13 protein-coding genes are annotated in these 14,974 nt (G+C 59.9%); 6 read left to right on the plus strand and 7 right to left on the minus strand.

Going from position 1 to position 14,974, the window contains the following annotated elements:
- Entirely contained in the window at positions 1-699 is a 699-nt protein-coding gene (locus E4633_RS14680) for an ABC transporter ATP-binding protein (RefSeq protein ID WP_135871254.1), read from the plus strand.
- 117 nt (positions 700-816) lie between these two features.
- Here the strand turns inward: E4633_RS14680 and E4633_RS14685 are convergent, their stop codons facing one another.
- Complete coding sequence (locus E4633_RS14685) at positions 817-1,641, minus strand: CheR family methyltransferase (protein WP_162605001.1); 825 nt, start codon at positions 1,639-1,641, stop codon at positions 817-819.
- Between the two features lie 610 nt (positions 1,642-2,251).
- Between E4633_RS14685 and E4633_RS14690 the strand changes: the two genes are divergently transcribed.
- Positions 2,252-2,506 (plus strand): hypothetical protein, encoded by a 255-nt coding sequence (locus E4633_RS14690; RefSeq protein ID WP_135871258.1) that lies wholly within the window; start codon positions 2,252-2,254, stop codon positions 2,504-2,506.
- 55 nt (positions 2,507-2,561) lie between these two features.
- Here the strand turns inward: E4633_RS14690 and E4633_RS14695 are convergent, their stop codons facing one another.
- The 3 genes from E4633_RS14695 to E4633_RS14705 form a co-directional block, all read right to left on the minus strand.
- A complete protein-coding gene (locus E4633_RS14695) occupies positions 2,562-3,668 on the minus strand; it encodes a response regulator (protein WP_135871260.1) in 1,107 nt (368 codons plus the stop codon).
- 226 nt (positions 3,669-3,894) lie between these two features.
- Positions 3,895-4,110 (minus strand): CsbD family protein, encoded by a 216-nt coding sequence (locus tag E4633_RS14700; RefSeq protein ID WP_129126465.1) that lies wholly within the window; start codon positions 4,108-4,110, stop codon positions 3,895-3,897.
- 139 nt (positions 4,111-4,249) lie between these two features.
- Positions 4,250-4,582 carry a hypothetical protein gene (locus E4633_RS14705; protein ID WP_135871262.1) on the minus strand — a complete coding sequence of 111 codons (333 nt, stop codon included), beginning with the start codon at positions 4,580-4,582 and terminating at the stop codon, positions 4,250-4,252.
- 285 nt (positions 4,583-4,867) lie between these two features.
- Here E4633_RS14705 and E4633_RS14710 point away from each other — a divergent pair, with 285 nt between their 5' ends.
- The 3 genes from E4633_RS14710 (at position 4,868) to E4633_RS20895 (ending at position 11,879) form a co-directional block, all read left to right on the plus strand.
- Complete coding sequence (locus E4633_RS14710) at positions 4,868-7,435, plus strand: hybrid sensor histidine kinase/response regulator (RefSeq protein ID WP_162605002.1); 2,568 nt, start codon at positions 4,868-4,870, stop codon at positions 7,433-7,435.
- A 172-nt stretch (positions 7,436-7,607) separates the two neighbouring features.
- Positions 7,608-9,263, plus strand: coding sequence for a hydroxylamine reductase (gene hcp / locus E4633_RS14715; RefSeq protein ID WP_135871266.1), 1,656 nt, complete (start codon positions 7,608-7,610; stop codon positions 9,261-9,263).
- A 141-nt stretch (positions 9,264-9,404) separates the two neighbouring features.
- Positions 9,405-11,879: a putative bifunctional diguanylate cyclase/phosphodiesterase gene (locus E4633_RS20895; protein ID WP_135871268.1), complete on the plus strand. Its 2,475-nt coding sequence runs from the start codon at positions 9,405-9,407 to the stop codon at positions 11,877-11,879.
- A gap of 183 nt (positions 11,880-12,062) precedes the next feature.
- Here E4633_RS20895 and E4633_RS14725 read toward each other — a convergent pair whose 3' ends face one another.
- Together E4633_RS14725 and E4633_RS14730 are read right to left on the minus strand one after the other, a co-directional pair.
- Positions 12,063-13,322, minus strand: coding sequence for a diaminopimelate decarboxylase (locus E4633_RS14725; RefSeq protein WP_135871270.1), 1,260 nt, complete (start codon positions 13,320-13,322; stop codon positions 12,063-12,065).
- Positions 13,323-13,374: 52 nt separating this feature from the next.
- Positions 13,375-13,836: an Lrp/AsnC family transcriptional regulator gene (locus E4633_RS14730; protein ID WP_135871272.1), complete on the minus strand. Its 462-nt coding sequence runs from the start codon at positions 13,834-13,836 to the stop codon at positions 13,375-13,377.
- A 194-nt stretch (positions 13,837-14,030) separates the two neighbouring features.
- Here E4633_RS14730 and E4633_RS14735 point away from each other — a divergent pair, with 194 nt between their 5' ends.
- Positions 14,031-14,492: a cupin domain-containing protein gene (locus E4633_RS14735; RefSeq protein WP_135871274.1), complete on the plus strand. Its 462-nt coding sequence runs from the start codon at positions 14,031-14,033 to the stop codon at positions 14,490-14,492.
- Between the two features lie 66 nt (positions 14,493-14,558).
- Here E4633_RS14735 and E4633_RS20630 read toward each other — a convergent pair whose 3' ends face one another.
- Positions 14,559-14,714, minus strand: a complete 156-nt coding sequence (locus E4633_RS20630) for a hypothetical protein (RefSeq protein WP_198419452.1) — start codon at positions 14,712-14,714, stop codon at positions 14,559-14,561.
- Positions 14,715-14,974: the final 260 nt, after the last annotated feature.

A 14,974-nucleotide genomic window follows, 5' to 3' on the forward strand; every position in this document is an offset into this window, starting at 1 on the left:
ATGTACGCAATCGAAGTGGACAACGTTACGAAGATCTACGGCAAGGGCGATACTGCCGTTACCGCGATATCCCAGGCCTCCTTCCAGGTCCGTCCCGGGGAGCTTGTGGCGATCTTGGGGCCTTCCGGTTCGGGAAAGACCACCCTGCTGACCGCCATCGGCCTCATCAACGAACCGACGCACGGCAGGATCATCGTCGACGGCGTGACCGTCGCCGACGACGGCTGGGTGCCTGGGCTGGACTTGAAGCGCATTCGCAGAGAAAAGCTCGGGTTCATTTTCCAGGCGCACAACCTGATCCCATTCCTGACCGCGCTGGAAAACGTCATGGTGGCGCTCGAGATCAACAAGTTCCCGAGCGGCGAAGCGAAGGGGAGGGCGGAGCAGCTTTTGAAATCCCTGAACCTCGGGCATCGTCTCGGCAGTTACCCGATGGCGCTTTCAGGCGGCGAGGCCCAGCGTGTTGCCATCGCAAGAGCCTTGGCGAACAAGCCGAGGGTCATTCTCGCGGACGAACCTACCGCCGCACTCGACACCGAGAACGGGAAGAACGTCATGGCGCTACTCAAGTCCCTGGCGGTGGAGAATCATTCCGCGATTCTCGTGGTGACGCATGATCATCGCATGGTGGAGGGGTTCGACCGGATCTTCGAAGTGCGCGACGGCTCCATCATCCGGGAGACGTGCGGGGCGGGGTAGTTTGATAGGACTACAGTGCGGGAGTCAGGTGCCCGCGCGGCAAGTGGTGTTGATACCGGTAAAGCAGTCACATCATTATCCCGGAGGCGGAGGACCGCCTCCGGGAAGACTCGTTTTCTATTTCAATAAGCCGAAGGTCGGCTTCAGCGCGTACACCTTGCCACCTCTCCCCTCAAAACGCTGGTCCTCGAGATGGGGTTCCGCGTCTCCGAAACACAAGAGCCCGCCAGATTTCAACATCCCGGCCATCCGCGCCACCAAGGCCTGCTGGGTCCTGGGATCGAAGTGATCGAACACCTCCCGGCAGAAGACGGCATCGTACTTCCCCTTCAGGACCCACTCCGCGGACGCGAGGTTGAAGGGAAGGAAGGAAACCATGCGCCTGATTTCCGGAGCTATCTGGTAAACCTCTTCACGACAGGCAAGACGGGTGAAATATTTCTGCCTGAAGTGCTGCGGGACGTTGCGGAGGCGCTCCGCCGGGTAGTTGCCGGCCTCCGCAAAGGCCAGGGCGGAAAGATCTATGTCTGTGGCGAGGATCTTTACCGAACGGACGTCGCCGTTTAGTGCGTCGTGCGCGGTCATGGCCATCGAGTACGCTTCTTCGCCGGTTCCGGCGGCACAGCTCCAGAGCAGGGCTCCCGGGATGTGCAGCCCTTTGAGGTGCTCTCTCAACGCTGCGAACTGATGCTGCGCCCTGAAGAAAGAGCCGGATTGCGCGGCAAGCGCCCTGGTGAACTCGCCCAACTCGTTCCCGTCGCCGATCAGCACCCGGTCCAAGTATTGGGAGAAATCACGGGAGTAGGTTGCGTCGACGCGCTGCGACATGCGGTTATACACCAGGTCTCTCGTGTGGTGACCGAGCATGACACCGGTGCTGGAGCGGAACATGGCGCGGACGCGGTGAAAATCGTTGCTGGTGAATTCGTATTGGGTAGTCATGGCCTTTCCCCCTTGGTCGGACGACCAGTTGCTGTCGCTTAGCTTCATGGATGGTCAAGCGGTGTTTGTCGAAATGTTTACAAGATGCGCTCCCATGTTTACGGTGGCCGCAAAAAAACCTGCCGCAGCTGTGGGCTGGAGCGGCAACTCGTTGTAATGACGGCTTTCGTACAGTAAAAAAGTAGGGTGGGAGAGGTGGAGTGACGGCAGGACGGCCTTTTAATGATGTAGGAGAAACTGTGGCATGCCACAGCTTGCTTGCAACACTTTTGTGGCATGCCACACCCAGTTACAATGACTCACGGTCGGAAGCAGGGGGGGGATTGGTCAGTCATGGGGGGGAGCCGCGCGGTCGCGTAGTACCTGCCAAGCGGCGGGCGCAAGTTCTTTCAGAATCCCGGTGCGGCATAGCAAACCGGCGCATCAACGGGCGCCAACAGCGCTTCTGTATTCTGCTGCAATGGCCTACGGTCCGATCACGGACGTAACGCTTGCATTCGGCTTCGGGGTCTGATATAGCTCCGAGTCCCGAAATCCTGCAGATGCATGCGGCAAGGGGCTGCCCGCGTTGGGCAACCCCTTTTTACTGCCCGCTCCATGGAAGTGAAGCATGTCGAAAAACGGCAAGTTGAAGAAAGCGAAGAACGTGGAAAAACGCAAGCTCCAGATGGAAGAAGCGCTGGAGTGTATCCCCCTCAAAGAGGCCGCCCAGAGCGAACCGGTCCATGTCGTCCCCGTTACCACCGAAGCGCCCGTAGCGCCAGCGGGGAGGCAGCCAAAACAGTGCGTTTTCGAACCCTGCCGGCGTTACGTCGACGCATCCTGCACCGTCTGCCCCTACTGCGGAACCCCTCTCCCCGGCTAACGCTCCGTTATTTCCTTTCTCCTTCGCGTCCTACACTCGGGGGGCGGCACACCTCTCAGGCGAGCATGGCCAGCGCGCCGAGTTCACTGTCCGGCTCCTGGTCCTGATCCCTCAGGTTTTCCCTGATAGCGGCAAAGGCGTCGATGTGGCTGATGAAGTGATCGAGCAGTACGGGGTCGAAAAAGGTCCCCTTTCCCTCGCTCATGATCTCCAGCGTTTTCTCTCTCGAGAACGGCGGCTTGTAGGGGCGTTCGGAGGAAAGGGCGTCGTAGACGTCGACTATGGATACGATGCGGGCGAAGATGTGGATCGCCTCCCCTGCCATGCCGTTCGGGTACCCGGTGCCGTCCCATTTCTCATGGTGCTGAAGGGCGATGATGTGTCCCATCTCCAGGGAGGGGTAGCTTTTCGCGTGGCTCAGGATCCTCCCCCCGATCACCGTATGCAGGCGCATGATGTCCATCTCCTCCCGGGTGAGCTTTCCTGGTTTCAGCAGGATGCGGTCCGGGATCCCTACCTTGCCTACGTCGTGCAGTGGGGAGGCGAAACGCAAAAGCTCGCAATCCTCATGGCTTATCCCGGCTAATTGTGCCAGAAGCTCCGACATCTCGCTGATGCGCCTTGTGTGCAGTCCCGTTTCCATGTCGCGGAATTCGGCGGCCCGCCCAAGCCTCAGAGTGATCTCGTATTCCGCCTCCTGAGCTATGGCGAGCGCCTTCCTGAGGTCTGCTGTCTTGCGCAGCACTTCCGCTTCGAGGTGCCCGCTCAGGTCCTTGTAGAGGTCCTGGAGCTTCTTGCTCTTTAGCTGGTTCATCGCGCGCAGGCGCAGTTCCTCACAGTCGTAAGGCTTTGCCACAAAGTCGTTCGCGCCAATGGCGAGGGTCTCCTTCACGTCGGCCCTGCTCGTCGTGACGATGATGACCGGTATCTCGCGCCATGTAAGGTGCTTTTTCAGGGTCCGTAGCGTCTCGAAGCCGTCCATCTCAGGCATGTGCAGGTCGAGGAGCACCAGGTCGAAATCGGGACTTTTCTCGATCTCCAGCAGGGCAAGCTTGCCGTTTCCTGCCGTGACAACTTGGCCGAGGTCTTCAAGCAGGGCGACTAGCAATTCCCTATTCATCTCCTCGTCGTCAACTATCAGTATTTTTACCTTGTCGTACAAGTGGCACTCCAGTGGTATTTTCTGTACGTTATCCGATGGGAAGAGACGAAAGCACAGTCGGTAGTTTTATCGACGTTACGTGCGGCTTTCTTTAATGGTTAATGAATGCTTCACCCTAAACCGACGCAACGCGGCGCCCACGGCAACAGGAACCGGTGATGACTCAACAAAAAAGGGGGCGCCGTTCGGCGTCCCCTTTTCTTCGTCACGACTTGGACAGGAAACCTTAGATCCTGCCTTTACGGCTTCTTTCCACGTCCAGATCATCCTCTATGTTCTTTTCGGCCTTGCCGATGTTTTTCTGCACTTTACCGGCTACTTTTTCCCCCTTGCCTTCGGCTTCCAGAGAAACGTTCCGGAAGGCGCTGCCGATACTTTCCTTTACTTTGCCCTTTGCTTCGTGCAGGGCACCCTTTGTTGTATCTTTTGTACTGGATCTCATGATCCACCTCCGGGCTTACGCCGTTCGTGGTGCTTGTTTGCGTCCGTTCTCTCTTTTGCTACAAGAAAATTTTATCACGGAAGAACCATGAAGATACAGACCAATATGTGGATGTTACTGCGACGATTTTTGCTGAAGCTCACTCCTCTTTTTCAAAAACAGGTGGGACGGTGAAGATACTCCTCCAGGGGCGGGGCTGGACCTTGCGGAGGTCCATCTTGTAGTCGGAAGGGGTGGGGTCGCCTGAGCAGTCGTACGTCCCGCTGTCGCTGTTGGGCGTGCAGCAGACCCAGAGGCAGGCCCCCGCGGCGTTTCGGTACCCTAACAGCAGTTGGTTCCGGCTGCAGCGCAGCACGAGTGGCGGGGCGTTGCCGGGGCCGCACTGGTTGAGCCCTGTCAGTGCATCTCCGTTTGCGGTGAATGTCGAGAGTATGATGACGGTCATAAGCGCGCTCCGTGCGATGCGGTGCATGCGATACCTCCCTTGGCCGCCGTGCCGTAGCGGGTCACGGCAAGTATAGGCACAGGACTGGGTTAGGCAACCCTGCCTCCGGGGTGGGGCAGTACGAGTGGCCGGAATCCAATTCGACCCTGAACATTCGAAAGATCCCGAAAAGTAATTTTGACATTGAACTCATGATCAATTATTATTTTTGTTCGTTAATTCTAGAAGTGATGTGTGTTTGTGCCCTCTGAGAGTGGGATTCTTGTAATGCATTGGTTGAAATCACTACCGATTCATCTTCTGATTGTGTGCATGTTGATGATCATGGCGCTCCCCTCGGTCGCCCTGATTATCCATGCCGGGCTGCAGGGGCGCGCCGACGACCTGCGCCTCTCCACCCGTGCGACCACCTACCTCCTTGACAACATAGCCTCAGAGCTCAACAGCAAGGTCGAGGCGGCAGAGCAGACGATGGAGCTCCTCTCCCTCATGCCGCAGGTGCGTAGCAAGGAAGCCGCCGCAGTTGACCAACTGCTCGCCGGGCTGCAGAAAAAGTTCCCTATGTACGCGAACATCATGATAGTGGATCGCCAGGGGATGACCTGGGCGACCGCACTGCCCAGTGGCAGGCCGGTGTCCCTCGCGGACAGGAAGGCCTTCAAGGACGCCAGGGACAGCGGCCATTTCTCGCCCGGGGAGTACACCGTGGGGAGAGCCAGCAAAAAACCCATCATCAACTTCGCCTATCCGCTCAAGGACGCGACCGGCGCCTTTGACGGGGCGATCCTCTTCGGCATCGACCTCACCAACGTCGGCAACCTGCTGGAGGCGGCCAAGCTCCCGGCCGGCACCTCGTTCGGCATTTTTGACCACAAAGGTACCTTTCTCTATAGAACCATCGACCCCGAAAAGTTCATCGGCAAGTCGGACCGGACCAACCACTTCGAGAAGATGAAGAACGGGCCGGAGGCGGGGATCATCGACATCGTCTCAAACGACGGCATCCATCGTCTGTCTGCCTACCGTAAAATCCGGCTCAGACCGGAGCTTCCCCCCTACGCCTACATCAGGGGGGGGACACCGGTCGACATCATGCTCGAGGGGGCGAACCGGGAGTTCATCCTCAACCTGGGGGTCATGTTCCTGATCCTGGTCTCGGTATTCTGGCTCAACATCTGGCTCAGCAAACGGCTCATCGTGAACCGGATCAGCGCCTTGGAGCACGCCTCGCGCGCCCTGGCCGGTGGGGACCTGGAGGTCAGGGTCGGACAGGATGCGGGAGGGGGGGAACTCGGGAGGCTTGGGCTTTGCTTCGACGAGATGGCCGAGGCGCTTTGCTTCGAGCTGCAGGAACGGATGAAGAAGGAAGATGTGCTGCGGGAGAAGTCCGATCTGCTTGACCTTGCCCACGACGCCATCGTTTTGCTCGATATGCAAGGAACCATCCTGTACTGGAACCAGGGGGCGGCGGCCATCTACGGATACGCGCCGGAAGAGGCGATCGGTAAGGTGATCCACCCGCTTTTGGCGACCCGCTTCCCGAAAGCGCAGGAGGAGGTCTACGAGGAACTGCGCAGCAAAGGGCGCTGGGAAGGAAGGCTCACCCACACCACGGCTGCGGGCGCCGACATCGTCGTCAACAGCAGGTGGGTGCTGCAGGTCGACAGGGAAAACCGCCCGTGGCGCATCATGGAGATCAACAGCGACATCACGGAGCGTGAGAAGTCGCAGCAGGAACTCCTGAAGATGCAGAAGCTGGAATCGCTTGGGGTACTGGCAGGCGGTATCGCCCACGACTTCAACAACATCCTGACCGGCATCATGGGGAACATCACCCTGGCCCAAATGACCCTCGATGAGCCGGAGCGCGGGAAAAAGCTCCTCCAGCAGGCGGAGAAGGCGTGTCAGCGAGCCTCTGAACTCTCCACCCAGCTCCTCACCTTCGCCAAGGGTGGGAAGCCGATCAAAAAGTGTGTTGCTGCAAGGCACTTGATCGAGGAGGCGGTGTCCCTCGCGCTGCGTGGGACGAGCGTGCTGAGCGTCCTGGATATTCCGGGCAACCTGCACCTGATAGAGGTCGACGAGGGGCAGATGCACCAGGTCCTCAACAATATCGCGATAAATGCGGTGCAGGCGATGCCGCGGGGAGGTACCTTTACCGTGAGCGCCATGAACATCTCCCTGGCCGACGAAAACCGTTTCGCCCTTCCATCCGGGGCTTACGTCAAGCTACTGTTCACCGACACCGGGTGCGGCATCTCGGCAGAGGATCAGAAGAGGATCTTCGATCCCTATTTCACCACGAAGGGGGGAGGGAAGGGGTTGGGACTCTCCTCAGCACACTCGGTCATCACGAGGCATGGCGGTTACATCACCGTGCACTCGCAGCCGGACCAGGGAACCACCCTTGAGATACTGCTGCCGGCCGCCAGGACGGAGGCCGCAGCGAAGAAGGAACCGGCACAGGCGCAGATGGCCACGGTAAAGCACACGGCACGCAAGGTCCTCGTAATGGATGACGAGCAGATGATCCGCGATCTCATGGCCGAGATCCTCGCTGCTTTGGGATGCACGGTCATTACCTGCTGCAACGGCAGCGAGGCGGTGGAGTTCTACACCGCCGCCATTGAGGACGCTGCACCCTTTGATGCGGTGATCATGGATCTGACCATACCCGGGGGAATGGGGGGGAAGGAGGCGGCCGGGCACATCCTGGAGATCGACAAGAACGCCTGCCTCATCGTCTCAAGCGGCTACTCCAACGACCCGATCATGTCCGATTACGCCGCGTTCGGTTTTAAGGCGACCATGGCGAAACCTTACCGCGCCTCGGAAGTCGCCGCTGTGTTGGCCGACCTTCTCCCGTCTCTTCCTCACTGAGTTTACGCCATACCCCGCTCCTGCCCCGTGCATGCCTCACCCCTTGCCACATCGCACTCCTCGCGCTCTTTTGCGCCCGATCTTGGCTCCCTTGCCTTTTTGTAGTTGAAAAAAGAAACGCTTCTGCAAAACTCTGTGGTTGGAAAATTCCAATCTTTCAAGGGAGGCGTAAATGGCAAGCGCGATGTTTTGTCGGCAATGTGAGCAGGCGGCCCGCGGGGTGGGGTGTGACGTGATGGGAAACTGCGGCAAGGACCCGCAGGTTTCGGCACTGCTGGACCTGATGATCCACGGGCTGCAGGGGGTTGCACTCTACGCGAGCGGGGCGAGGGAACTGGGGGCGAAAGACCAGGAGGTGGATCGCTTCATGCTGGACGGACTCTTCACCAGGGTCACCAACGTGAACTTCGACCCCGAAGACATCGCCCGGCGCCTGCAGAAGTGCTACCAGATGAAGGAGAAGGCGAAGTCCCTCTACGAACAGACCTACCGGCAGCAAAAGGGAGGAGAGGCACCGCAATTGACCGAGGAGGCGGCCCTGTGGCAGCCCGCAGCGGGGACGCAGGCGCTAATCGATCAGGGGAAGGAGCACGGCGTCCTCACCTGGCACCAGGATCCTAATCTTCTCTCCACCATCGAGATCCTCATCTACGGGCTCTTGGGCATGGGAGCCTTCGCGTGGCACGCCGCCGAGATGGGGAAGGAGGACGATGGCGTCTACGAATTCATCCACCGCTCCCTCGCCGCGACGACGAACGGTGCGACGCCCCTCGAGGAGTTCGTCAACCTCTCCCTTGAGTGCGGCAAGTGGAACCTGCGCACCATGGAGCTGCTCTACGACGGCCACGCCGAGAACTTCCAGGCTCCCGAGCCGATGAAGGTGAACCTCGGGACGCGCGGCGGGAAGGGGATCGTCGTCTCTGGGCACGACCTCCCGATGCTGGAGGAGATCCTGAAGCAGAGCGAGGGGAAGGGGATCTACGTCTACACCCATGGCGAGATGCTTCCCGCCAACGGCTACCCCGGGCTCAGGAAGTACCCGCATTTCGCCGGACACTTCGGCACCGCTTGGCAGAACCAGGCCCGTGAGCTCCCCGACTTCAAGGGGGCCATCGTCTTCAACACCAACTGCATCCAGAAACCGGACCCCTCCTACACCGACCGTCTCTTCACCTGGGGCGAGGTGGCCTGGCCCGGCATCCCGCACCTCGAAGGGCACGATTTCACCCCGGTTATCGACAAGGCCCTCGCGCTACCCGACCTGCCTGAGAACCCGGGGCAGGAGATCCTCGTGGGATTCGGACACGAGGCGGTGTTCAAGGTGGCGGGGACCGTGGTGGATGCGGTGAAAAACGGCCTGGTGAAGCGCTTCTTCCTGATCGGCGGCTGCGACGGGGCGAAGGCGGGAAGAAACTACTACACGGAACTGGCTGAGAAGGTGCCCAAGGACTGCGTGATCCTTACCCTTGCCTGCGGCAAGAACCGCTTCAACCGGCTCGAGTTCGGCGATATCGGCGGCATCCCCCGCCTGCTCGACGTCGGGCAGTGCAACGACGCCTACTCTGCGATCCGCATCGCCGTTGCACTGGCGGACGCCTTTCAGTGCGAGGTGAACGACCTTCCGCTCTCCATGATCCTCTCCTGGTATGAGCAGAAGGCGCACGTGATCCTGCTCACCCTGCTCCATCTCGGCATAAAGGGGATCCGGCTCGGTCCCACGCTGCCGGCCTACGTCTCGCCGGCAGTGCTCGACTTCCTGGTGCAAAATTACGATCTCGGCCCGATCACAACGCCGGATGAGGATTTGAGGCACGCGCTGGGGCAATAACGAGGTGAGAATAGAGACGGAAAAAGGCGTCCGGCATCCCCGGGCGCCTTTTTCGTGCGGCGCGGCGATTATCATTAACGTTTTATCCTCACCGGCCGATACGATAGGGGTGTCTGATCCTGTATCGCGTGAGACTTCCCTATGCAACTTTGGCTCAAACTCCTATTTAGCTACCTGGCCGTCATCTGTGCCACCCTCATCCTCGCCGTTGGAGGTATCAGCGGCGCCCAGCATGTCAAAGACAGCTTCAATAAGGTAAACCGCGAGGTGATCCCGCATCTGCTCGCCTTGAAGGATCTGCGCTACGCCGGGTTGCGCATCGTCTCCTCCTCGATGGAGTACGCCTTTCTCACGACGGTGACGGGGGAGGAGCACGGGAAGCGTCGCGGTGACGCACGGCAGGAGGAGGTCCGGCTCATCGAGGAGGGGAGAGAGCGGTTCCTTATTAGCCTCGCCGCCTGCAGGACCATGCTGGCGCAGGGGAGGAAACCGCACCCCATCGAGCGGACCGGAAAGGCCCTGCTCGCGGCGTCCCGGGACTACCTCGCCGTCGTCGATGCGCGTTCTTCGTCGCGGCGTTTGCTCGACGCGAAGGAGCGTTTCGAACGCGCGGAACAGGAGTTCCTGAAGGAGGTGAACTCCGCGCACGACCAAGAGATGGGAACCCTCGGCCGCCATGTGGCCGGCACCTTCGAGAGCCTCACCAGTGCGCTCAAGTTGTTAGCGGTCCTTTCGATTGTCGCCATTATCGGCGCCCTTGCCTCGGGACTCGCCATCTCCCTCTCCATCTCCCGCAGGATGCGCCTCCTCAAGGAGGCGGCACTCCAGGTCGCCGCGGGGCGACGCGACATCGTGCTTCCCGTGACGGCGCACGACGAGATCACCTCCGTCTCCATGTGCTTCAATGCGATGGTGGAGAGACTCAGGGAGTACGACTCGGAGCTTGATGCCGCCAACAGCTATCTCGACAGCGTCATCGCCACCATGCCGGAGGCCCTGACCGTCGTTTCCGGCGACGGCATGATCCTCGACGTAAACCGCGCAACGGAGCTGATGTTCGGTTACGCGCGGGAGGAACTGGTCGGACGTCCGTTTGCGGACCTGTTCCTGGAGCGGCACAGGGGCGAAGCCCTGGTCGCCACGGTGACGGCGAGTGCGGGGCTGGTCGAGGAGGAGGCGATGCTTTCTTCAAGGGACGGCCGGCAACTGCACGTGAGCCTCAGCGCAACCATGCTCGACCACAACGGGGCGAAGGAGCGCTTCCTCTGCCTGAGCCACGACGTCACGAAGCGCAAGCAGGCGGAACAGGAGGTGCATAACCTCGCCTACTTCGACCAGTTGACCGGCCTCGCCAACCGGACCCTGTTCTACGACCGCACCGCGCAGGCCCTTGCGCGCTGCCGGCGCTACGGTGAATTCTTCGCCATCCTCTTCTTCGACCTCGATCACTTCAAAGACGTGAACGACACCATGGGACACCACGCCGGGGACGCCCTGCTCCAGCTCGTGGTGCACCGTATAAGCGGCATCGTGCGTGCAAGCGACACCTTCGCGAGGCTTGGTGGCGACGAGTTCGCCATCCTCTGCTCCTCGGTAACAGGCCCCGAAGGAGCGGCAACACTCGCGGAGAAGCTCCTCGCGCTCGTGAAGGACCCCTTCGAGGTCGACGGCCGCCAGATATACACCGGGGCGAGCATCGGCATAGTGCTCTTCCCCGAGGACGGCTCCGACATCGCCACGCTCCTTAAAAACGCCGACCTCGCCATGTATGCGGCCAAGGGGGCAGGGGGGAACCAGTACCAGTTCTTCTCCGAGACGCTGAACATGAAGGCGCAGGAGCGGGCCGCCATCGAGCGGGCGTTGCGCGAGGCGCTCGAGAAGGAGCAGATCTCAGTGCACTACCAGCCGCAGATTCAATTGAAAACTGGGAGGGTGGTCGCCATGGAGGCGCTCGCCCGCTGGTACGATGAGAACCTGGGCGCCGTGGCCCCCGCCCGCTTCATACCGGTCGCGGAGCAGACCGGTCTCATCAGGGAGCTGGGGGCGTGGGTGCTGAAGACGGCATGCGCGCAATGCAAGCAGTGGCACCTGAACGGGCACCCCATCGCCATCAGCGTCAACGTCTCGATAAAGCAGGTCATGCAGGAGGATTTTTCGGAGATGGTGGTGGAGACCCTGCTCGAGACCGGGCTGGAGCCCAGGTTCCTCGACCTGGAGCTCACCGAAAGCATGCTGATGGACAACGCCGCGGAATCGGTGGCGCTTCTGCGCATGTTCAAGTCGCTGGGTGTGAAGATATCCATCGATGACTTCGGGACCGGGTATTCCTCCTTGAGCTACATGAAAAACTTCTCCGTGGATCGTATCAAGATCGATCAGTCCTTCGTCCGCGACATCACCATTCGCGAGGACGCCGCCGGCATCGTGAAGGCCATCGTCGCCATCGGTCACAGCATGGGGGTAACCGTGATCGCGGAAGGGGTCGAGTCGAAGGAGGAGGAAGCAAAGCTCCGTGCGTGTCACTGCGACGAGGTGCAGGGGTACCTGTACGCGAGACCGATGCCCGCGGCTGAGGCCGAGGCGTATCTGCGGGCGACGGATCGGTCCATCTCTTAATGGCGTCCGCGCCTGATGGTAAGGGGTGCTGGGGGTAGCTGCAGGGGGAGTGGTATTTCCCTGCGCCGTAAATGCCCCGGCGCAAGGACGGATGGTATTGCTGCAATAATGACAAAGGCACCCACGATGGCGGGTGCCTTTGTTGTTTTCGGAGATTGGTCCTTCAGTCAGCGCATCAGGAACCTACGGCTTCAGCACGCTCGGCTCGAAGTTGTAGGTGGCGAAGTAGTCTTCCAGGGTCTCGGCACGGCGGATCAGTTCGACGCTGCCGTCGGCGCGCAGCATGAGCTCCTTCGGGCGCAGACGCCCGTTGTACTGAAAGCCCATGGCGTGACCGTGGGCGCCGGAGTCGTGGATCACCACCAGGTCGCCGTCCTCGATCGGGGGGAGCTCGCGCTGGATGGCGAACTTGTCGTTGTTCTCGCACAGCGAGCCGACCACGTCGTACACCTCGCTGCGCTCAACGCCTTCTTTGCCGAGGACGTCGATGTGGTGATAGGAGCCGTAGAGCGCCGGGCGCATGAGCGAGGACATGCAGGCGTCGAGGCCAATGTACTTTCTGTAGGTGTCCTTGCTGTTGATGGCGGTGGAGACCAGGGCGCCGTGCGGGCCGGTCATGAAACGGCCGCTCTCCATGAACATGGCAGGTGCGTGGCCGTGGCGCTCGCGGAAGGCGTTGAAGAGCGCGGTGATCTCGGCGGACATTGTGTTCAGGTCGAGCGCCTTCTGATCCGGGCGGTAGGGGATGCCGAAGCCGCCGCCGACGTTCACGAACTCGAAGGTGATGCCGAGGGCCGCCTCGACCTCAGCCGCCACCTCGAGGACCATGCGCGCCGTCTCGACGATGTAGGTGTAGTCGAGCTCGTTGGAGGCGACCATGGTGTGCAGGCCGAAACGGGTGGCGCCGCGCTCCTTGGCCTTGCGATACGCCTCGACCACCTGCTCGTGGGAGACGCCGTACTTCGCCTCCTCCGGGTTGCCGATGATGACGTTGCCGGTGCGGCGCGGGCCCGGGTTGTAGCGGAAGCAGATCAGCTCGGGGAAGACCGGCACCTTGTCCACGAGGGAGATGTCGTCGAGGTTCAGGATGCAGCCGCCGTCCTTGGCCGCGAAATCGAACTCCTCACGGCTTGTGTTGTTGGAGGTGAACATGATGTCTTCGGGCTTTGCGCCGAGCTCACGGGCGAGGATCACTTCCGGGATCGAGCTGCAGTCGAAGCCGAACCCCATTTCCTTCATGAGCTTCAGGATCTCGCGGTTCGGGAGCGCCTTGACCGCGAAGAATTCGCGGAAACCGGGGATGCCGGAGAAGGCCTTGACGAGGCCTGCGCCTGTCTCCCTGATGCCGGTTTCATCGTAGATGTGGAACGGGGTGTTGAAGTGCTTGTCGATCTCGGGGAGCCTGGGGAACAGACGGTCTTTGAAAGAAGCGGACATCGGCATGATCGTGATTCTCCTTCGCAGTATTTAGATGGTTTCTGTTGCGTTCGATATATCAGTGACGGCCGTTGCCGTTGTGTTCGGTAAGATCCACCCGCCTGGTCTCCTTCACCGTTTCCAGGACCACCTGAGTCCTGATCGACCTGACTCCCTCGAGGGCTCTGATCTCCCCGAGTATCCTGGCTAGGGTGGTGTGGTCGGCGGTTCTAAGCTTGACGAGGAACCCGTCCGGGCCTACCACCTGGTGCACCTCCTGGACCGAGGGGACCTCGGCGAGCGCCTGTGCCGTCGCTGCGCCGTCGCTTTCCACCTGCACGAAGGCGGATAGCCCCTGGTGGAAGCAGGCGGGGTTCAGCCGCACCTCGTATCCCTCGATGATGCCGCGCTCCTCCAGCTTGCGGATGCGCTCCAGCACCGCCGACGGCGCCATGCCGACCTGCCTTGCGACTTCGGCGTTGGGTATCCTCGCCTTCTCCTGAAGGATTTCCAGTATGTGGATGTCTATTTCGTCGAACATTCTTGTTTACACCTTTCTGGACGAATTTTATTCATATTTGTGAGTAGTGTAAAGAATTATTTTCGGATAGGGGCACGGCAGGCGTTGGTCGTGTCGTTTTGTGTAGCGCGACGGGAGCCGCGGCCGGTAAAATGGGGATATGCAGGAGGAAAATCAGCGGTATACGGCTGTTGAGGAGGCAATAGGAGGACAACATGAAAAGGATGATGTTACTTCTGGTGGTGATCTTCTTTTCGCTGGCCGGAAGCGGTGCCGCGCACGAGAAGAAGATGGCGCAGTCGGCGGTAAAAACGATCATCGTCGTACCGAACGACATACAGTGGCAGGCAGGTCCCCCGGCCATGCCAGGCGCGCAGATGGCCGTGCTTGAGGGGGACCTGTCCAAGCCCGGATTCTTCGTGGCGAGGCTCAAACTGCCGGCGGGGGCGCGGATAGCGCCGCATTTCCATGACAACGTCGAGAGGGTGACGGTGATTTCCGGGACCATCAAGCTGGCAATGGGCGCGACGCAGGAAAATCCCGTCCTGCTCCCGGCGGGGAGTTACTTCTCGATCAAACCGAAGACGGTCCACAACGCCTGGGTCGAAGAGGAAACCGTTGTGCAGATCTCAACGCGCGGGCCATGGACGATGCACGCGGTGAAGGGGAGTAAATAGAAGACATAACCTCCATGGAGGCATGAATGAAGAAGGGACCAGCCTGCGGGTTGGTCCCGTGCTTCGTTACGCCTCGATCACAGTGTCCGCCAGGGGCAGATCTTCAGTCTCGGCCTCAGGGTCGGTGTCCTTCTGCTGCTTGCGCAGCACTTTTTCGTCCTGTTTCTTCTTCCGGTCCAATTCTTTTTGACGCTTCTGAAACTTGAAATTCGTGTGTGCCATGGGCGCTCCTTCACAAAAAAGATGCGCTTCGTGTCGCGCGGACAATGTTTTTTTCTGCACAGCTTTTGAATCAAGCCGTCGGGACATACTGAATTACCGTCATTGAAATAGCAAGCAGTTTCAATTTTTTCAGAATCGGATCATATGTTTATCTCTCAAGTTGCTGTTTGCATAGGGTATTATACAAGGCCAAGTCCGTATTACTCTTTATCGCTTCGTATGCAAAAGCATAAAAATGGTTACCGTTGACGAATTTATTT

This window comes from Geomonas terrae, from assembly GCF_004791675.1.
GTDB classification, from domain to species: Bacteria; Desulfobacterota; Desulfuromonadia; order Geobacterales; family Geobacteraceae; genus Geomonas; species Geomonas edaphica.